Source organism: Gammaproteobacteria bacterium (assembly GCA_037388465.1).
In the GTDB taxonomy this organism is placed as follows: domain Bacteria; phylum Pseudomonadota; class Gammaproteobacteria; order SpSt-1174; family SpSt-1174; genus JARRKE01.
Genome location: JARRKE010000003.1, coordinates 1 through 19,203 on the forward strand (window position 1 = coordinate 1; position 19,203 = coordinate 19,203).

18 protein-coding genes are annotated in these 19,203 nt (G+C 64.2%); 10 read left to right on the forward strand and 8 right to left on the reverse strand.

Going from position 1 to position 19,203, the window contains the following annotated elements; genetic code table 11:
- Positions 1-4: 4 nt before the first annotated feature.
- The 4 genes from P8Y64_00920 to P8Y64_00935 all read right to left on the reverse strand — a co-directional run bounded on the left by P8Y64_00920 (position 5) and on the right by P8Y64_00935 (position 4,525).
- Positions 5-835, reverse strand: a complete 831-nt coding sequence (locus P8Y64_00920; protein ID MEJ2059038.1) for a methylated-DNA--[protein]-cysteine S-methyltransferase — start codon at positions 833-835, stop codon at positions 5-7.
- A gap of 31 nt (positions 836-866) precedes the next feature.
- Positions 867-1,538, reverse strand: a complete 672-nt coding sequence (locus P8Y64_00925) for a flavin reductase family protein (GenBank protein MEJ2059039.1) — start codon at positions 1,536-1,538, stop codon at positions 867-869.
- A 217-nt stretch (positions 1,539-1,755) separates the two neighbouring features.
- Complete coding sequence (locus P8Y64_00930) at positions 1,756-3,192, reverse strand: DUF839 domain-containing protein (GenBank protein MEJ2059040.1); 1,437 nt, start codon at positions 3,190-3,192, stop codon at positions 1,756-1,758.
- 256 nt (positions 3,193-3,448) lie between these two features.
- On the reverse strand, positions 3,449-4,525 hold the full coding sequence (locus tag P8Y64_00935) for a 3-deoxy-D-manno-octulosonic acid transferase (protein ID MEJ2059041.1): 1,077 nt from the start codon (positions 4,523-4,525) through the stop codon (positions 3,449-3,451).
- Positions 4,526-4,631: 106 nt separating this feature from the next.
- Between P8Y64_00935 and P8Y64_00940 the strand changes: the two genes are divergently transcribed.
- Genes P8Y64_00940 through P8Y64_00950 form a run of 3 tightly spaced genes read left to right on the forward strand, consistent with a single transcriptional unit; the run spans position 4,632 to position 6,742 of the window.
- On the forward strand, positions 4,632-5,309 hold the full coding sequence (locus P8Y64_00940) for a hypothetical protein (GenBank protein ID MEJ2059042.1): 678 nt from the start codon (positions 4,632-4,634) through the stop codon (positions 5,307-5,309).
- Positions 5,306-5,737: a YcgN family cysteine cluster protein gene (locus tag P8Y64_00945; GenBank protein MEJ2059043.1), complete on the forward strand. Its 432-nt coding sequence runs from the start codon at positions 5,306-5,308 to the stop codon at positions 5,735-5,737. Before P8Y64_00940 ends, P8Y64_00945 begins: the two co-directional genes overlap by 4 nt.
- A gap of 6 nt (positions 5,738-5,743) precedes the next feature.
- Positions 5,744-6,742, forward strand: coding sequence for an FAD-dependent oxidoreductase (locus P8Y64_00950; protein MEJ2059044.1), 999 nt, complete (start codon positions 5,744-5,746; stop codon positions 6,740-6,742).
- Between the two features lie 24 nt (positions 6,743-6,766).
- Here the strand turns inward: P8Y64_00950 and P8Y64_00955 are convergent, their stop codons facing one another.
- A complete protein-coding gene (locus tag P8Y64_00955) occupies positions 6,767-7,429 on the reverse strand; it encodes a glutathione S-transferase family protein (GenBank protein ID MEJ2059045.1) in 663 nt (220 codons plus the stop codon).
- Between the two features lie 147 nt (positions 7,430-7,576).
- Here P8Y64_00955 and pcnB point away from each other — a divergent pair, with 147 nt between their 5' ends.
- Genes pcnB through panC form a run of 5 tightly spaced genes read left to right on the forward strand, consistent with a single transcriptional unit; the run spans position 7,577 to position 11,730 of the window.
- Positions 7,577-8,893, forward strand: coding sequence for a polynucleotide adenylyltransferase PcnB (gene pcnB / locus P8Y64_00960; protein MEJ2059046.1), 1,317 nt, complete (start codon positions 7,577-7,579; stop codon positions 8,891-8,893).
- The gene (gene folK / locus P8Y64_00965) at positions 8,883-9,383 is read left to right on the forward strand and encodes a 2-amino-4-hydroxy-6-hydroxymethyldihydropteridine diphosphokinase (protein ID MEJ2059047.1); all 501 of its coding nucleotides are present in this window, start codon (positions 8,883-8,885) and stop codon (positions 9,381-9,383) included. The genes pcnB and folK overlap by 11 nt, the downstream gene beginning before the upstream one ends.
- Positions 9,380-10,030: a deoxynucleoside kinase gene (locus P8Y64_00970; GenBank protein MEJ2059048.1), complete on the forward strand. Its 651-nt coding sequence runs from the start codon at positions 9,380-9,382 to the stop codon at positions 10,028-10,030. The genes folK and P8Y64_00970 overlap by 4 nt, the downstream gene beginning before the upstream one ends.
- 10 nt (positions 10,031-10,040) lie before the next feature.
- A complete protein-coding gene (gene panB, locus P8Y64_00975) occupies positions 10,041-10,856 on the forward strand; it encodes a 3-methyl-2-oxobutanoate hydroxymethyltransferase (protein ID MEJ2059049.1) in 816 nt (271 codons plus the stop codon).
- 13 nt (positions 10,857-10,869) lie between these two features.
- Positions 10,870-11,730 carry a pantoate--beta-alanine ligase gene (gene panC, locus P8Y64_00980; GenBank protein ID MEJ2059050.1) on the forward strand — a complete coding sequence of 287 codons (861 nt, stop codon included), beginning with the start codon at positions 10,870-10,872 and terminating at the stop codon, positions 11,728-11,730.
- 83 nt (positions 11,731-11,813) lie between these two features.
- Here the strand turns inward: panC and P8Y64_00985 are convergent, their stop codons facing one another.
- From P8Y64_00985 to glgA, 3 genes are all read right to left on the reverse strand, one after another.
- Positions 11,814-12,008: an SAP domain-containing protein gene (locus P8Y64_00985; protein MEJ2059051.1), complete on the reverse strand. Its 195-nt coding sequence runs from the start codon at positions 12,006-12,008 to the stop codon at positions 11,814-11,816.
- Between the two features lie 219 nt (positions 12,009-12,227).
- Positions 12,228-15,047, reverse strand: a complete 2,820-nt coding sequence (gene ppc / locus P8Y64_00990; GenBank protein MEJ2059052.1) for a phosphoenolpyruvate carboxylase — start codon at positions 15,045-15,047, stop codon at positions 12,228-12,230.
- Positions 15,048-15,186: 139 nt separating this feature from the next.
- Complete coding sequence (gene glgA / locus P8Y64_00995) at positions 15,187-16,644, reverse strand: glycogen synthase GlgA (protein MEJ2059053.1); 1,458 nt, start codon at positions 16,642-16,644, stop codon at positions 15,187-15,189.
- Positions 16,645-16,783: 139 nt separating this feature from the next.
- On the opposite strand from glgA, the gene gnd reads away from it, so the two are divergent.
- Together gnd and zwf are read left to right on the forward strand one after the other, a co-directional pair.
- Positions 16,784-17,695: a decarboxylating 6-phosphogluconate dehydrogenase gene (gene gnd, locus P8Y64_01000; GenBank protein ID MEJ2059054.1), complete on the forward strand. Its 912-nt coding sequence runs from the start codon at positions 16,784-16,786 to the stop codon at positions 17,693-17,695.
- A complete protein-coding gene (gene zwf, locus P8Y64_01005) occupies positions 17,692-19,185 on the forward strand; it encodes a glucose-6-phosphate dehydrogenase (protein MEJ2059055.1) in 1,494 nt (497 codons plus the stop codon). Before gnd ends, zwf begins: the two co-directional genes overlap by 4 nt.
- Positions 19,186-19,203: the final 18 nt, after the last annotated feature.

Sequence of the window (19,203 nt, forward strand, 5' to 3'; positions counted from 1 at the left end):
GAGGTCACTGTTCATGTCTGGCGGCTTCCCAGGCCAGTATGGCATGTTTGCGCGCCTCGCCCCAGTGATAGCCGCCCAGGTCGCCGTTTTGTCTGAGCACGCGATGACACGGGATGAGAAGGGCGATCGGGTTGGCGCCTACGGCATTCCCCACGGCCCTTGCCGCGTTGGGATGGCCAATGGCATTCGCGATCTGGTTGTAACTCGCCACCTTGCCGGGAGGAATATTCAGCAATGCCTTCCATACACGGGTCTGAAAGTTCGTCCCGGCCACGAACAACGACAACGGACGTTCCGGTGTCGTCCCGTTGCCGAACAGGGCATCCATAACCGGCAGTGTGCGCTCCCGATTTTCGTTTATCTCGGCTTGAGGCCATTGCTTGCGTAAATCGGCCAGATGCTCATGGACCTCATCGCGCTCCAGGAAGGCAAGATTGCAGACGCCTCTCGGCGTGGTCGCGATAAAGGCGTTTCCAAAAGGACTGTCGTGTACGGCGTAGTCGATGCTCAGGCCGGCGCCGCCGGTTTTGTACTCGCCGGGCGTAACCGCCTCCAGATGGACGAAATGATCGTGCAGGCGCGAGCCGCTGCTCAGTCCCAGCGAGCCGGATACCTCCAGCAGGGATTGGGGTTCGTTCAGTAATCGCTTGGCGCGCTCCAGCGTCAGGACCTGCAGGAATCGCTTGGGGGTGATGCCGGCCCAGCGGCTGAACAGGCGCTGGAAATGAAAAGGGCTCAAATGCACGTGCGCGGCGATTTCTTCCAGAGACGGTTGTTCGTTCACCCGGCTCGAAATGAAACCGATTGCCTCAGCGATACGTTCGTAGTCCGACATTTCGGTATATCCTGGCGCGGTGCGGCATATATTATTCTGTCGCGGTGCCGGCCTGTTTAGCGTCCGGAGTGCGATACATGTTTTCCGGAACCTGCGCCAGCGTGGATTCGAACAGTCTAGGCCCAAGTCCGTAGAATTGCTGAAAGCTCATGATGAGCGGGCGCCACCTGTCCGGGTCTACATGGTCGGGTTTGTCGTGCGCCAGTATCGATTCCTCTACGTGGACGCGTCGCACCCGAACCTCGATACAGGCAAGGATACCGCGTTGCAAAGGATCGTCGTCGGCGATGCCATGCACCTTTTCAACAGTGCCTTCCATCTGCACAGGGCATTCGCTTACCCGTGGCGCAGCTACCGTATCGGACGATTCCCATGTCAGTCCGGAAATCGCAAACTTATCGGCTTCGAAGCGGTACCCTCTGCGCAGCTTGGCCTCTGGTACCGGGTTGCTACCTGTCGTCAATGCAAGCCGGTCCACAGCGGCAACTTCGTGTACCGATGGCAGGTTGAGCACGCATTCGCCCGTTCGGATCATGTTCTGAGTGGTTTTGGAGCGCATGGACAAGCCCAGCACGCAGCGCCAGCCAAGCCAGAATACGGACGACATTGGAGAAAGGTTGTATGTCCCATCCTCGTTCAGGGTGCTTATCAGGGCCACGGGCGTGCCGAAATACAAAATCGACGGCTTGATGGTTTTGTGCATGATCCGATCTCGATATTTTTTGTGAAGCAACCAGAGTATTGAGTCCCACCGACGGTCTCTCAATCCGGATCTTGCTGTATTGGGGTATGAATTCAGATCCTCCTGATGAGGATCGAACGATGGCTTCCGGAGTGGATGAAAATAAAAAAACGGGGGCGCGTACGCCCCCGTTCCGCTGGTCCTTCTGCGCTGGTCGCGGCACTCGGTGCCGCCTGGCTTAGCGCCAGCCCAGGATCTCCAGGATGACACCGTGGCCGGTGACGTTGTGCTGCACGCTCACGAAGAAGCGCTTGCCCGTGGCGTCGAACAGCCCGCCGGTCCATTCGGCGTGCAGGTCGTTCAGGGTGGCGATGCGGACGCAGCCGTCCGACAGCGTGTCCACGTCCTTGCCGTCCTCCAGGCAGGCCCACAGGTCGTTGTTGTGCGGATCGACCGCAAACCCGGGGGCGTCGCCGTCCTCGTGGATGACCCAGTTGGCGCGGCCGGGCTGATAGGCGATGTTGTCCATCATCGCGAACTGGCTGGTGCCTACGGCGAACAACTGCACCTCCGGCGTGGCAAGATTGGCGGTGGCCTCTTCCAGCGTGCCGTCGGTCACGCAGACGGTCTCGCCCCAGTTGCGGTCACTGCCTTCGTTGCCGGTGTTGTTGGCGCAAAAACGCACCTGCCCGTGGTCCAGTGCCCTGGTGTCGATCGCCAGGTCTTCGGGGCGATAGTAGCCGGTCAGGCTCAGGTCGGCCGCGGCGGCACGCAAGTCGGCGTCATAGGCGTTGTTGATCATGACCCAGCTGCCCAGGCCGGTGTTGGTGCCCTGGCCATAGTCGGTGTTGCCGCTGCGCTTGCCCAGGCGCAGGCCGTACACGCTGCCCGAGACCAGCGGCGATTCGTCGAGGCTGCCGATCGGTGCCGTCCCGTTCCACGGCGTGGTGGGCACGAACTTGAAGTAGGCGCCCCCCGGCGTACCCGTATGCGGACGGTTTTCGTCTCCGTAGTACATGACCCCGTTGGGGTAGATGCCCACACCCTCGAAGGACAGATGCCCCAGTGCGGGACGGACCGCGACATTGCCCGCGTCAGCGCCCGACAGGGTGCCGGTATCGCGGTCGTAGGACACGTTGGTCGTGTGCAGCGGATCGATGATCTCCAGGATGGTTCCGGTATTGCCGGCTTCCTCGCCGATGACCACCGTACCCCACGGCGTGGTGTGCGCCGGATCGCACGACCGGGTGCCGCTCAGGATGGTTTCCACCTGGCCGTCCGACAGGCGCACCCGCTGAATGCCCGGCGCGCTCGGCCCCTGCTCGTTGCACACGATCAGGTGGGTCGGGTGCTTGGCGTTCGGCCACAGGGTCATCATGTCGATGTTGGGGCCCAGATCCGCGCGGGCGGAGACCACGCGCGCGTGCAGACTGCGTGCCAGCGTGGCCAGGGTGAGCGGATTGGCCTCCGCGGCGGCGGCATCCACGCTCTGCGTTGAAGATGCGGCGAGCGGACCGGCAATGCCGAACAACTGACGGGACTGCGCATGCAGCAGGTGGTCGCGTAACTGGCCGAAGTCCCGCTTGCCATGATGATGATAATAACCATCGGCGGCGGCCGGTGCGGAGAACGCAACGGCCAGCGCCAGCCCGGCAAACACTGATTTGAATTTCATGCTTTCCTTCCCCCCTAGGTAAGGTTGACGTGCAGACACACACCATGTGTGCTGACGGAGATATGTTCGGGAAGGGATGTGTCGTGTTGCTTACCGGGAAATTAAGCTTTCTTGCCGGTGGGATGACGGTAGTTTGAACAAAAAATGAACACGCCGGTTCGAGGCGATGTATAGGCGGTCACGTGGGAAACACCGGCCTGGGACCGATGCTTAGATCTCTGGCATTCCCACGGCGTAGGGTGTTCCAAAAGGGGGGTTACAGCGCCTTCAGCAGATCGACCACCCGCTGGCCGGCACCTGCCTGGCTGTCCAGCCACTGACGGGCCTGTTTGGCCTGGGTTTCGCGCAGCGCCGCATCCACGCCCAGTCTTGCGGCCTGTTCCGCGATGGCGTCCACGTCTTCGCCGGTCAGCACTACGCCGGCCGCCACGGCGGCAGCGAGCAGGGCGTCGTCGCGCCGCCTGCCCACGATAACGGGGCTGCCCGCCAGGATGGGGGTGACCAGATCCGGCGCATGTGTCGCCTCGTCCGCCAGCGTACCGCCCGGGATCACGAAGTCCGCGCAGGCGTACAGGCTGTCGAGCGGGGTCGGGTCTTCGACGAAATACACGCGGTTTTTGCGCGGCACGAAGGAGGTATACAGGCGGGTGTGCCGGATGGTCGGCATGCTGTACTTGATCGCGTCCCGATACACGGGCTCGTAGCGTTCGGGGTCCTTCGGCGCCACGATCATGATGCAGGTCTGCTGGCGCAGCAGTTCGAACAGAACGGCATAGGCGACGCGTTCCTCGCCTTCGCCGGTGGCCGCGGCATAAAACACGGGATAGTTCCGTTCCCGATATTCCTGAAAGCGTTCGCACAGTGATGTATCGGGCGCGTACTCAGGCAGGGCATCGAGCAGGCACAAGGGGTCGCCGGTGAGAGCGGCGTCCGGCAGCAGACGGTGGGCGGCCTCGTCGGCGACCGTGATCAGTTTGCAGCCGGCCTGGGCGACGGCGTCGTCGCGCGCATTCAGCCAGACCTTGTCGGCCGGAATGTCGCGCACCAGTTCGTGGCATTGCGCGGCGGCGCCGATGACGATCACGCGCGCGGGTTTGAGCTTGCGTACGCGTTTGATGTCGGCGCCGTAACGCGTGGGCAGTTCGAGATATGCGCGCGGACCCTGGTAGGCGTCCTCTCCGACGACGCCGAGCGCCAGCCGGCCGTATGCCGTTTCCAGCAGGGCCAGGAACGGTTCGGCATTGGCGGCCGTCTGCGCATCGGCGATGACCAGTGTGGCACCGATCAGTTCGCGGTCGATGCGGCCGGCGGAAAACAATTCGGAGAGCGACATAATCCCGTCCTGTGATGACCGGGGCGGATTATAACGGCCGCTTACCCCGTGCCAAAGCCTCGGATGTTATTATCGCGGCGGGTTTGATGCGCTGATGCAGTCCGCGATGAAAAAATGGTTATTGATTTTGGTGTTGCTGCTGGTGCCGGTCGCCGCGCTGGTCGGATACATCGTGCTGGAAAAGCCGCAGCCACGCACCATTACGAATCTTCCCTGGCAGATCAGCGTCTTTCCTGACGGCACCTCGCAGGTTTTCGGCATCCATCTCGGCGTCACCACCCTGGACGACATGGCGCGTGATCTGAAAAGCGTGCCCGACGTCGGTCTGTTCCGTTCCCCCGATGGACACACAACCCTGGAGGCCTATTTCGGCAAACAGCGTCTGGGCATTTTTGAAGCGCGCCTGATCGCGGTGCTTGCGGCTTCGCCCGTGCAGCTCGATGAAATGATGCGCGGCGCCGCCAAGAAGGAACCAATGCCCAGTGGTTCCTATCAGTTCACGCTCGCGGAATCCGATTTGAAATCGGTATATGCGCTGCCGGTATCAGAACTGAGTTATGTCCCCTCGGCGCAGTACACGCCGGATATCGTGTCGGAACGTTTCGGTGTGCCCGAGGAAAAGATCCCGTTCAACGATCACCAGCAGTGGTGGCTGTATCCCAAACGCGGCCTGGCTTTGATGCTCGATACCCAGGGCAAGAGCGAACTGCATTACGTTCGCCCGGCGGATTTCGATGCATTGAAGCAGCGCATCCAGGCGTTGAAGGCCAAACCCCCCGCATGAAGCCCTTCTGGCAGGACAGGCCGCTGACCGAATTCACCGAGGCGGAATGGGAGTCGTTGTGCGACGGCTGCGGCAAGTGCTGCCTGCACAAGCTGCAGGACGAAGCCGACGACCGCATTTACTACACCGATGTCGCCTGCCGTCTGCTGGACTTGCATAGCTGTCGCTGTACCGATTACAGCCGGCGTTTCAACCGCGTGCCCGATTGCATGCAGGTGAGCCCGTCCCAGCCCGAGGTCTTCGAATGGCTGCCTGTCACCTGCGCCTATCGCCTGTTGTGGGAAGGCAGAGATCTGCCCGACTGGCATCCGCTGCGCACGGGTAACCCGCTCAGCACCCACGAGCAGGGCCACGGCATCTGCGGCCGCGCCTGCTCCGAACTCGACGTGGACGACATCGAGGAACACATCGTGGAGTGGGTGGAATAACGCGTCATGGCCGGCAGCAGCCCCGAGAAGATCGCCATCATCGGCGCCGGCATGGCCGGACTGACCTGCGCTACATCGCTGACCTTGAGCGTGCCCGACGTGCATGTGTTCGAGCAGGCGCTGCACCCCGGCGGACGCATGGGCGTGATTCGCGAACGCGGGTTCGAGTTCGACGCCGGCACGCAGTATTTCACGGCTCAGGACGAGCGCTTCGCCATGGCGGTGGACGGCTGGCTCGACGAGGGTGTCGTGCAGCCTTGGTCAGCATGGGTCGTGGAACTCGAGCGCGGCAACTTCCTGGCCCGGCCGCCCGAAGCGCGTTACGTGGCCGTGCCGCATATGGGCGGGCTTTCCCAGCATCTCGCCGAGCTTTGCACCCGGGTCGAGTACGGCACACCGGTGGAGCGTCTGGAAAAACAGGCATCGGGATGGCGCCTGTACGACCGCTTCGGCACCGATCTCGGCTGTTTCGATCTGGTCGTCACCGCCGTACCGCCGGCCGAGGCCATGCGCCTGCTGGGCGAGGCGGCGCCCGATCTGGGGCTCATGCTGACGGGGCAGGCCATGAGTGCGTGCTGGACCCTGCTGGTGGGCAGCGATGACGGCCTGCCGCTGATGTTCGATGCCGCCTTTATCGGCAACTCCCCGCTGCGCTGGGCGGCCCGCAACAACAGCAAGCCGGGGCGCGCCCCGCGCGAGGCCTGGGTGCTGCAGGCGACGCCGGAGTGGTCCGAAGCGCATCTGGACGATACGCCGGACGATGTGGCCGGCGCCTTGTGGCATGCATTCGAAGAGGCTGCCGGCGGATTGCCCGGCGTGCGGCCCCAGGTGCGCCGCGCCGAACTCTGGCGCGAGGCCCAGCCGATCGCCGGCCTGGAGCAGCCGTTCTTGTTCGACGCGCAGAACGGCGTGGCCGCCTGCGGCGACTGGTGCCTGGGGCCGCGTGTCGAGGCGGCCTTTCTCAGCGGCCTGGCGCTCGCCGACCGGATCCTGCAGGACGTCTAGCGCGAAGCACCCAACGTGTCGCCGTCAGGCCGCGAAGGCGGTGGCGGCGTAATGACCGTGTTTGTGCAGATAGGCGAAGAACAGATCGTCGAAGTCAGGCACCACCGATTCCTTTACCGCATCCAGTTCCAGCAGGCGGTCGCCCCAGGCCCACAGCTTCGGCGTCGCCGCGTGGTCGAACAGCGGATGGCGCTCCTCGAGCAGACGATAGCGCATGAACAGGGGGGCATAGGCGGCGTCCACCAGCGAAAAGTCCGCGCCGTTGAAATACGGGCCTTCGCCCAGGATCTCCTCGACCTTGTGCAGGTTGGCCTCCGCCTTGGCCAGCGTTTCCTCGAAGACCTTTTCGTCCTTGGCCGTGCTGAGCTGGTACTGGTCGAACAGGCACTGCTGGCCGAATTCGATCCAGGCCCGGCCGCGGGCCAGCGCCATCGGCTCTTCGGGGCGCAGCCGGCCCGGGGTCACATCGTCGATGTACTCGTTGATGATGGCGGACTCGAACAGCACGGCGTCGTTGTCCACGCGCAGGGCCGGGACCTTGCCGAAGGGGGAGATCTTGAGGAACCACTCCGGCGGGTTCTCCAGGTCGATGTAGGTGATGTCGTACGGCAGCGACTTGTAGTTCAGGGTGATGACGCTGCGCTGTACGAAGGGGCAGAGTTTGAAGCTGATGAGTTCCAGATTCATGGCGTGTTCCCGGCAAAATGGATGGTTCATGATAGTGTGCCACGCGGCTGCACGGAAATGCCCTCAGACGGTACAGGGAACTGCAGCGGCGACGCAGCCAGTCTGTTATGATTGGCCTTTCTTTTGTCAGCTTAATCAAGGACATCGGTGACAGCCAGTCGTTCCCCGTCGGGCCCGCGCATCCTCTCCCGTGCCGAGCACGGGATATCCCGCAGTCAGATATCCCAGAATGCCCTCAAGGTCCTGTATCGCCTGAAAGATGCGGGCTACGAAGGCTATCTGGTGGGTGGCGGCGTGCGCGACCTGCTGCTCGGCCGGGAACCCAAGGATTTCGACATCGCCACCGATGCCCGTCCCGAGGAGGTCCGCCAGCTGTTTCGCAACTGCCGGCTGATCGGCCGGCGTTTCCGGTTGGCGCACGTCCATTTCGGGCGCGAAATCATCGAGGTCGCCACCTTCCGCGCGCCGCACGACGAGGCCGAGGGCGGTGAAGGGGAGGTGGTCGACGGGCGCATCGTGCGGGACAACGTCTACGGCACCCTGGAACAGGATGCCTGGCGCCGCGATTTCACCGCCAATGCCCTGTACTACAACATCGCGGACTTCTCGGTGGTGGACTACACCGAGGGCGTGGAAGACCTGCGCGCCGGTCTGCTGCGCCCCATCGGCGACCCCGAGGTACGTTTCCGTGAGGACCCGGTACGCATGCTGCGCGCGGTGCGGTTCGCGGCCAAGCTGGGGTTCCGCATCGAGGCGGCCTGCGAGCGGCATATCACCGGGCATGCCGAGCTGCTCGAGACCGTGGCGCCCGCCCGCCTGTTCGACGAGGTGCTCAAGCTGTTTCACGGCGGCTGCGCGCTCAACACCTTCGAGATGCTGCGCCATTACGGGCTGTTCGAGCATCTGTTCCCGCTGACCGAGGAGGCGTTGACGCGCCAGGAAGGCGGCTTCCCGCTGACCTTTGTCAGCCAGGCGCTGAACAACACCGATTCGCGCATCAATCAGGACCTGCCCGTCACGCCCGCCTTTTTGTATGCCGTCATGCTCTGGGAGCCGGTGCGCCGCGAGGCCCTGCTGCTGGAAGAGGGCGGCATGGCGAGCCTGCAGGCCCTGCAGGCTGCGGGCGGACAGGTGTTGGCGGCCCAGGCGCGCCACATCACGATCCCCAAGCGTTTTGCCTTCCCGGTGCGCGAGATCTGGGAAATGCAGGCCAAGCTGGAACGTTTCGGCACGCGCCGCGCCTTGCGCCTGCTGACGCATCCGCGCTTCCGCGCGGCCTACGATTTCTTTTGCCTGCGCGCCAAGGCCGGCGAGACCAGCAGCGAGGCCTGCGACTGGTGGACCGATATTCAGGAAGCCGACGAGGCCCGCCAGCTGGACATGACGGAAGGCAAGGGCGGTGGCCCGCGCCCCAAACGGCGCCGCCGTCCCCGCAAACGGCGTCCGGCCTCCCATGGCGTCTGAGTACGTGGCGGCCTGGGTCGGACTTGGCAGCAACCTGGACGATCCGCAGGCACAGATACTCAGGGCCCTGGAGGAACTGGACGAGCTGCCCGAGACCCGGCGGGTGAAGGCCTCCGGCCTGTACCGCAATCCGCCCATGGGGCCGCAGGACCAACCCGACTACGTCAACGCCGTGGCCCGCCTGGAGACGGCGCTGACGCCGCTCGCACTGCTCGATGCCCTGCTGGCGATCGAGCAGGCGCACGGGCGCATCCGCGCCTTACACTGGGGCCCACGCACCCTGGACCTGGACCTGCTGCTCTACGGGGACCAGGTGCTGGATCACGAACGGCTGCGGTTACCGCATCCCGGTCTGCACGAACGCGCCTTCGTCCTGTATCCTTTGCTCGAAATCGATCCCGGGCTGGAGATTCCCGGCCTGGGCCGTCTGAGGGACCTGGCGGCGGCGTGTCCCGCCGACGGGCTGATCCGCATTAGTGCATCCCTATGAGTCAGATGACACCCTCCTATATCGTTGTGGAAGGTCCGATCGGTGTGGGCAAGACCACCTTGGCGCGTCGTCTGGCCGAGGAGTTCGGCAGCGAGCTCATGCTGGAAGGGGCGGAGGAAAACCCCTTTCTGGAACGCTTTTACCAGAGCCCGAAACAGGCGGCCCTGGCCACCCAGCTGTATTTCCTGATGCAGCGCGTGCGCCAGCTGCAGTCCCTGCGTCAGGGGGATATCTTCAATCCGGTGTGGATGGCCGACTACCTGATCGAGAAGGACCGCCTGTTCGCCAAGTTGACCCTGGACGACGACGAGTTCGGCCTGTACGAACAGGTCTACGCCAGCCTGACCACCGACGCGCCGGTGCCCGATCTGGTGATTTATCTGCAGGCGCCCGTCGATGTGCTGCTGGCCCGCATCGCCCGGCGGGGTCGGCACTTCGAGCGGAGTATCGAGCCGGCCTATCTGACCCGGCTGTGCGAGGCCTATACCGAATTTTTCCACCGCTACGACGACGCGCCGGTATTGATCGTCAACGCCAGCGAGATCGATCTGGTCAACAACGAACAGGATTTCCAGCAATTGCTGCAGCAGGTGAAGGCGCCCGCGACCGGGCGGCGCTATTTCAATCCGCTGCCGTTTGCCATGTGAGACGAGCCCTATGTCCGACCAACCCAAAACCAAGCGCATTACGCTGACCACCCTGCGGCGCATGAAGTCCGAAGGTGAGAAGATCGCCGTGCTGACCGCCTATGACGCCCCCATGGCCCGGGTGGCGGAGGCCGCCGGCGTCGAGGTCGTGCTGGTCGGGGATACGCTGGGCATGGTGATCCAGGGACACGATACCACCCTGCCGGTGACGGTCGATCATGTCGTCTACCACACCCAGGCCGTGATGCGCGGCAGTCAGCGCGCCCTGGTGATCGCCGACATGCCTTTCATGAGCTACGCCCATACCCCTCAGGCGCTGGACAATGCGGCGCGCCTGATGCGCGAGGGCGGGGCGCAGATGATCAAGCTGGAGGGCGGTGCCACCGAGGCGGAAACCGTCCGCGCCCTGGCCCTGCACGGTATCCCCGTCTGCGCGCATCTCGGCCTGACCCCGCAGTCCGTACATAAGCTGGGCGGCTATCGCGTGCAGGGCCGCGAGGCGCATGCTGCCGAGGCCATTCTGCACGATGCCCTGGCCTTGCAGGCGGCCGGTGCGGACATGATGGTGCTGGAGTGCGTGCCCGTGGCGCTGGCCGCCGAGATCACCCGCAACCTGGACATTCCGGTCATCGGCATCGGCGCCGGTGCCGATACTGACGGACAGGTGCTGGTGCTGCAGGACGTGCTCGGGCTCACCCCCAACGCGCCCCGTTTCAGTGAGAATTTCATGGCGCCCGGTCGGGCCAGCATCCAGGAAGCCATCGAAGCCTACGTGCAGGGCGTCAAATCCGGGACCTTCCCGGATGCCGCGCACAGCTTCTCCTGAGCCGACATCCCCTATGCACATCGTTCACGAGCCTGGACAGCTGCGTGCCGTGCTCGCCGGCCTGCGCCGCGAGGAGGGCCGTATCGCCCTGGTGCCGACCATGGGCAACCTGCATGCCGGCCATCTGGCGCTGGTGCGCCGCGCGCGCGAGCTGGCCAGCCGAGTGGTGGTCAGCATCTTCGTCAATCCGCTGCAATTCGATCGCGCCGAGGATCTCGCCGCCTATCCGCGCACACCGGAAGCGGACTGCAGGCTGCTGGAGGAGCTTGGGGTGGACGTGGTCTTCATGCCCACCCCCGAAAAGCTTTATCCGCACGGTGAGGCCGCCAGCACCCGGGTCGAGGTGCCGGTATTGGGCGAGATACTGGAAGGGGCCTCACGGCCGGGACATTTCACGGGCGTGGCCACCATCGTGACCAAGCTGTTCAACCTGGTGTTGCCCGACCTGGCGGTATTCGGCAGCAAGGATTTCCAGCAACTGCAGCTCATCCGCCGCATGGTTCAGGATCTGGACATGGATGTGGAGGTCATCGGTGTCGATACCGTGCGTGAGCCGGATGGTCTGGCCATGAGCTCGCGCAACGGCTATCTGAGCGAGGCGGAGCGGGTCGAGGCCCCCGGACTGTATCGCAGCCTGGTCTGGGTGAAAGCGGCGCTGGAATCGGGCGAGACCGATCTGGCGCGGCTTTGCGATCAGGCCGCGCAGCGTCTGGCTCAGGCGGGTTTTCGCAGTGACTACGTTACTATCCGCCGGGCCGCGGATCTCCGGCCGGCCGGCGAAGCCGACCGGGAACTGGTGGTGCTGGCCGCCGCCTGGCTGGGGCGGGCGCGGCTGATCGACAACCTGCAGGTGACGCTGCCGCCGCCCCGGTGAGGGCGTTCTAAGGGCGGTCAGCCTGCCTGTCCCGCGGGTTTTGCACCACGCCGGTTCACCCGCACCCCGGCGTCAGGCCGTGGTCAGCGGCGCACCGGACTCAGACAGTCCTGCCGCCACAGGCACTCGCCCTGAGTGCATTCGCCCTGCTGGGCGCTGCCATAACAGTCGAAATTCCCTTCGTTGCGTTGGATAAGCCGGATCAGGTCCGCCTTGCGGCTGCGACCGGGCTTGAGTCCCATTTCCGTTACGATGATCTGAATGTCCTGCAAGCGCATGGCGGCCTCCTGGACTGATGGCTGGAGTTGCGGGTGTTTAGGCTACCCAGCATATCCAAAGCAAATTTCGTTCCTATTAAGGCGGAACTTTCAGCAGGAAGCGGAGACTAATTCTTTGACCGCATGACATGCGGGCATTGCGCTTCGCATGAACAGTAATTCATGGGTATTGCCTCCTTGCCGCCGCCCCTTACGGGGCGGCTTTTTTATGCGCGGCGTTCAGCCGGTGTTGCGCATGCCCGCGGCGATGGCGTTGATGGAGCGCAGCAGCGGGCTCAACCAGGGCGAGAGCTCGCCTTCCGGGGCGGGATGTTCACGGTGTCGGCGCAGCAGCATGATCTGGATGTGGTTGAGGGGGTCCAGGTAGGGGTCGCGGCGCGAGAGCGACAGCGACAGCGGCTCGTTTTCCTCGAGCAGGGTCTGGGTCTGGGAGATTTGCAGGACCTGTTCCACCGTGCGCGCGTGTTCCTCGCGGATCATGGTAAAGATGCGGCGCGCCTGCTCGGGCTGCTGGCTGAGCTGGGCATATTCCTCGGCCGTGCTCATGTCCGCCTTGGTCAGCGACATCTGTACGTTGCTGAGCAGCGAGTGGAGGAAGGGCCATTCGTCGTACATCCTGCGCAGCTGTGCCAGCGCCTCCGGGCCGCGGCTGGTGTAGGAGGCGAGCGCGGTGCCGATGCCATACCACGCTGGAAGGGTGTGGCGCGACTGGGCCCAGCCGAAGACCCAGGGGATGGCCCGGATCGAGCTTTTGGAGCGGTCGGCCTTCTTGCGGTGCGAGGGACGTGAACCGATGTTCATCTGGCCGATTTCCTGCACCGGTGTGATCTCGTAGAAATAGTCGAGGAATCCTTCGGTGCGATCGGTCAGTTCGCGGTATTGCGCTTCGCCGGCCTGGGAGAGCTCGTCCATCACCGCCAGGTATTCGGTGCGGTCCTCGGCGATCGGCTCGATGACGCTGCGGCTGGCCTTGAACAGACCGGTGATGCCCATGGTCAGTTCGTAGGCCGCGGTTTCGGCGTTGCTGTACTTGTAGGACAGCACCTCGCCCTGCTCGGTGAACTTGATTTCGCCGTGCGCGGTGCCCGGCGGCTGCGCCAGGATCGATTCGTGGGTCGGGCCGCCGCCGCGGCCGATGGTGCCGCCGCGGCCGTGGAACAGGCGGCAGCGCACGCCGTGCGCCTCCGTGATGCGGATGATCTTTTTCTGGGCGTCGTACAGGTTCCAGGAGGACGAGATGATGCCGCCGTCCTTGCACGAATCCGAATAACCCAGCATGACTTCCTGCAGGTTGCCGGACCGTTTGAGCAGCCGGGCATAGACATCGTTGTCCAGCAGGTCGGTGAGCACCGTCTCGACATGCTGCAGGTCGTCGATGGTCTCGAACAGGGGCGAGATGATGATGTTGCAGAACTGCTCGCCCTGCGCGTCATAGCCCACCAGGCCGCCCAGTCGGGCCAGCAGCATGACCTCCAGCACATGGCTGGCGGTATGGGTCATGGAGATCACGTAGCTGCCGAATGTCGCCTCGCCGGCTTCTTCACGCAGGCGGCGCATGACCTTGACGACTTCCAGGGTCTGGCGGGTTTCTTCGCTCAGCGCCTCCTCGTCCAGCATCGGCAGTTCGGGGCGCTCGACGAGGGCGGACAGCAGGCGCAGGCGTTCGGCCTCGGAGAGGCGGGTATAGTCGGTTTCGGGCTCCAGCCGGTCGATGACCTCCGTCACCGCGCGCGTGTGCACCGTCGATTCCTGGCGCACGTCCAGGTTCAGCATGTGGAAGCCGAAGCTTTCCACCAGGCGGATCAGGTCCTGCAGCTCGCTGTTGGCAATGGCGGTGTCGCCATGGCTGATCAGCGAGTCGCGGATCACATACAGGTCGCGCAGAAAATCGCCGGGCGTGGTGTACGCCGCGGCAGGCAGAACGGCGCGTTCGCCGTGCAGGCGCCGGCGCACGGTGTTGAGCGTTTCCATGATGCGGTGCCGCATGATGTACAGCTTGCGGCGGTAGGGTTCGCCCTGGAAGCGCGTGGTGGCACCGTTGAAGACGGCGCCGGTGATCGGTTCGTCCTCCTTCAGGCTGTGCATGAAGGCTTCCGACGGCTCGCACAGCAGCAGCGAGTGGGTCAGCACATGGCGCAGGTCGTTGATGCGGCGCAGGTATTCGGTCAGCACCTCCTGCATCTGCAGGCGGATGGCCAGCTCGGTCACCTCCGGGGTGACGAACGGGTTGCCGTCCCGGTCGCCGCCGATCCAGGAGCCGAAGCGCAGGAAGCTCGGGGCGTGGATCAGGGGCAGGCCATGGTTGTCCATGCCGTAGGTGCGGCGCACCGCCTTGTCGAAAAAGCGGTAGACGGTGGGGACGGCGGTGAACAGGCTTTCCTTGAAGTAGAACAACCCGTAGCGGATCTCGTCCTCCACCTTGGGCTTGTGGGTGCGCACCTCGTTGGTGCGCCACAGGGTCAGGATCTGCGCTTCCAGGGCCTCGATGATCTCGCGACGCACCTCGGGGCCCAATGCGGGCGTGTTCAGCCGGTCGGTGGACAGGAAGATACGGCGCTGCGCCTCCATGATGGTGCGGCGGCGCGCCTCGGTCGGATGGGCCGTCAATACGGGCATGTAGCGCAGCTGGTCGACCAGTTCCTGCAGCTTTTCGGGGGAGGTGCCGCGGTTGTAGAACTCGCGCAGGGTGGCGTCGAAAGAGCCCATCCACAGCGGGCCGCCCCGCTGCATCTGCCGCCGCCGCTGGCGGTGGGCATGGGCCTCCTCGGCGATGTTCACCAGGGAGAAATAGGTGCTGAAGGCGCGGATGACCTGCTCCAGGGTGACCTCGTCCAGATTTTCGATAAACGCCATGAGGCGCACACGCAGGGCTTCACTCTCCTCTTTGCGCAGCTTCAGATAGCCTTTGCGCAGGTTCTCCACGGCGGCGTAGACCTTGTGGCCTGCCTGCGCGCGCAGCACGTTGCCAAGGAGGGTGCCGAGCAGTTTGACGCGGGCACGCAGTTCCTTGTCGTTCTGGGCAGATATCGGTGTCTGCATATTGTTGAATGCTTGATTGAGTGAATGAAGGTCGCGGGTCACCCCGTCGGCCGCGGCCTTTCGGGGCGAAGTCCAGGGGCAGGCAGCACCCGGCCGGCGGGCGCAGCGGGCGCACATTATACTGGTAATGGCCGAGGTGTTAAGTCGGGCGGGTTTTGCGCAGCTGGGAATAGAGTTCCAGATAGCGCTTGGCGCTCTTCTGCCAGCTGAAGTCGCGCTGCATGCCGTTCAGCATGAGCGCATGCCAGCGCTGGGTGTGCGGATAGAGTGCAAGCGCCCGTTCCAGGGTGCCACGCAGGGCATCAGGCAGGGCCTTGTCGAATATGAAGCCGGTGGCCGTGCCGTCGGCGATGTTGCCCTCGGCGACGTCCACCACGCTGTCGGCCAGCCCGCCGGTGCGGCGCACCACCGGCACCGTCCCGTAGCGCAGGCTGTAGAGCTGGTTGAGGCCGCAGGGCTCGAAGCGCGAGGGCATGACGAAGATGTCCGCGCCGGCCTCGATGCGGTGCGCGAGGGCCTCATCGTAGCCGATATGCACCGCAAGCTGGCGCGGATAGCGCTTGGCCAGTTCCTTCAATGCCTGTTCGAAGCGCTTCTCGCCCGAACCGAGCACGATTGTTTGCAGCTTCGGCTGGCTTTCCAGCAGCCGCGGCAGAGCGGCCAGGGTCAGATCGATGCCTTTTTGTTCGACCAGCCGCCCGATATGGCCGACCAGGGGTGACTGCTCCGCTTCGGGCAGCCCGCATTCGGCCTGCAGGGCGCGTTTGTTGGCGGCCTTGCCGGCCAGGTCGCTGGCGTCGTAGGTGCGTTTGAGATGGCGGTCGTGAGCCGGGTCCCAGATGGCCGGGTCGATACCGTTCATGATGCCCACCAGGTCGTCGCCCCGGTAAAGCAGCAGACCCTCCAGGCCGTAACCGTAGGACGGGGTACGGATCTCCTGCGCGTAGGTGGGGCTGACCGTGGTGATGCGATCGGCGTACACCAGCCCGCCCTTAATGAAGGAGAGCTTGCCGAAGAACTCCAGCCCGTGGGTGGTCATGAGATGGTCGGGCAGCCCCAGCGTCTTGTAGGCCTCCCACGGAAACAGGCCCTGATAGGCGAGGTTGTGCGCCGTGAAGACCACGCCCGGACGTTCCGGGTAGGCGTGCAGCAGGGCGGGCGCCAGCGCGCTTTGCCAGTCGTTGCAGTGCAGGATGTCGGGGCGCCACTCCAGCCCGGCCTGATCGAGCGCAAGCCTCGCGATGATGCGGTTGAAATAACCAAAGCGCAGGTGGTTGTCCTGCCAGTCCCGCCCGTCGGGCGAACGGTAGGGGTCGCCGGCGCGGGCGAAATAGCGCGGGCAGTCGAGCAGGTAAAGCGGCGCCCGGCTGCCCGGGAGGCGGCTTTCCAGCAGCCTGGCGGACTCGCCGTCGTCGGTGAATTCGGCGACCACGGTCGGATTCTTCAGGCCTTCCAGTACCTCCAGGTACGCGGGCATGACGATGCGCACGTCCTGACGCAGGGTCTTGAGTGCTCTGGGCAGGCTGGCGCTGACATCGGCCAGTCCTCCGGTCTTGATCAGCGGAAAGACTTCGCTGCTGGCAAAAAGAATCTTCATCAAGTCGTTTGTTCTTGCTTTTCCGCGGCACTGATATTGCTTGGCATATCAGTGAAGAAATATCGCTGTTTCCGGGCACGGAAGGGCGCCCGGCTTATGTTAGGGTAATGCTTACGTTCCCAGGCCGAAAGGAGGGACCATGAAGCTGGCAATGGTAGGTCTTGGCCGCATGGGCGGCAACATGGCCCGCCGGCTCCGGCGCGGCGAGATCGAAGTCGTCGGTGTGAACCGTTCCCACGCGGTCACCGAAGAACTCGCCGCCGAGGTCGGCGTGATTCCCGCCCGCGACATCCCCGAGGCCATCAGCATGTTGTCCGCGCCGCGCATCGTCTGGCTGATGCTGCCGAGCGGCGAGATCACCGAACAGGCTATCCAGGAGGCGGCCGCCCATCTCGAGGCGGGCGATCTGCTGGTGGACGGCGGGAACGCGAATTACCGCGACAGCATGCGCCGCGCCGAGTGGCTGGCCGAACGCGGCATCGAATTCATGGACGTAGGCACCTCGGGCGGCATCTGGGGACTGGCGGAAGGCTACTGCCTGATGGCCGGCGGCAGCGAGGCCGCTGCGCGTCTGCTGGAACCGGTGTTTAAGGTGCTGGCCCCCGACATTGACCGCGGGTGGGCCCATGTCGGACCGGTCGGGGCGGGACATTTCACCAAAATGGTGCATAACGGCATCGAGTACGGAATGATGCAGGCGCTCGCCGAAGGGCTCGATCTGCTGCATGCCAAGCGGGAATTCGACCTCGATCTCGCGCAGATCAGCGAGCTGTGGCGACACGGTTCGGTGGTGCGTTCCTGGCTGCTCGACCTGACCGCCGATTTTCTGGCCAGGGATCAGGTGCTGGAATCGATCGCGCCGCATGTCGCCGATTCCGGCGAGGGGCGCTGGACGGTGCTGGAATCCGTCGAGCTGGGTGTGCCGGCGCCGGTGCTGACTCTGGCGCTTTCGATGCGTTTCGCCAGCCAGGATGAATACGGTTATGCCTATCGCCTGCTGGCGATGATGCGCAAGGGTTTCGGGGGACACGCCGTCGAGACCCGCGCATGAACGGCAGCCCCATCGATCCCTGCACCTTCGTCATTTTTGGGGCCACCGGGAACCTGGCCTGTAACAAGCTGCTGCCCGCACTGTACCGGCTCGAGGCAGCCGGGCGACTGCCGGAACAGATGGCGATACTCGGTTTCGGGCGCCGCCCCTGGAGCGACGACGAATGGCGCGCCCAGGTCCGGGCCGATCTCGAGGCCGTCCTGTCGCAGCCCGATGCCGATGTCCTGGCATCGTTTCTGAACCGCCTGTATTTCCTGGAAGGAGACGTCGCCCGCGATCAGGATTTCGTGCGGCTGCGCGAGGTGCTGGCGGAACGTCCTGAGTTTCCCCAGAACGTGGTGTTTTACATGGCGCTGCGCCCGGCCGAGTTCGGGGTGGTGAGTCGGCAGCTGGCCGATGCCGGACTCAACGAGGAGCGCCGGGGCTGGCGGCGGCTGGTGGTGGAGAAACCCTTCGGTTACGACCTGGAAAGCGCCCAGGTGCTGGACCAGCGTCTGCACCGGCATTTCCGCGAGGAGCAGATCTTTCGCATCGATCACTACCTCGGCAAGGGCACGGTGCAGAACATCCTGGTTTTCCGCTTCGCCAACCTCATGCTCGAACCGCTGTGGAACCGCAATTACATCGATCACGTGCAGATCTCGCATGCCGAAACCAAGGGCATCGAGGGGCGGGCGGATTACTTCGAGAGTGCCGGCGCCCTGCGGGACATGATCCAGAGCCATCTGCTGCAGATGCTGACCCTGGTGGCCATGGAGCCGCCGGCGAGTCTGGATGCGGAGGCGCTGCGCGACGAGAAGGTGAAGGTGCTGCGCTCGATCCGGCCGATTTCCAGTACCTCGGTGCACGCGCATGCGTTTCGTGCGCAATATACCGAGGGCCAGCTGGACGGCGGATTGATTCCCGGTTATCTGCAGGAACCGGGGGTGGCGGCCGACAGCACCACCGAAACCTATGCTGCGCTCAAGCTGTATATCGACAACTGGCGCTGGCGCAACGTGCCGTTTTATCTGCGCACCGGCAAGCGCATGGCGCGCAGTCAGGCCCAGGTCAGCATCCGTTTCAAGCATCCGCCCCAGCAGCTGTTCCGGGAAACCGCCATCGAGCGCCTGCGCCCCAACTGGCTGCTGCTCGGCATCCAGCCCGAGGAATGTCTGCGCATGGAGCTGCAGATCAAACAGGAGGGCCTGGAGATGCGTACCCGCACCATCCAGCTCGACGCCAGTTATCTCGATACCGAAAAGACCGGCCTGGACGCCTACGATGCGCTGCTGCTGGACGTGATGGCCGGCGACCATTCCCTGTTCCTGCGCTACGACGAGGTGGCGTGGGCCTGGCGTACCGTCGAGCCGGTCCTCAAGGCCTGGGCCAGCGAGCGCGATTTCATTCACAGTTATCGCGCCGGCAGCTGGGGGCCGGACGAGTCGGCGCGCCTGTTCGATCGCGACGACCAGCACTGGCGCAACGATATCGACCTGAACTCTGCCTAGTCGGCGGTATCAATATTC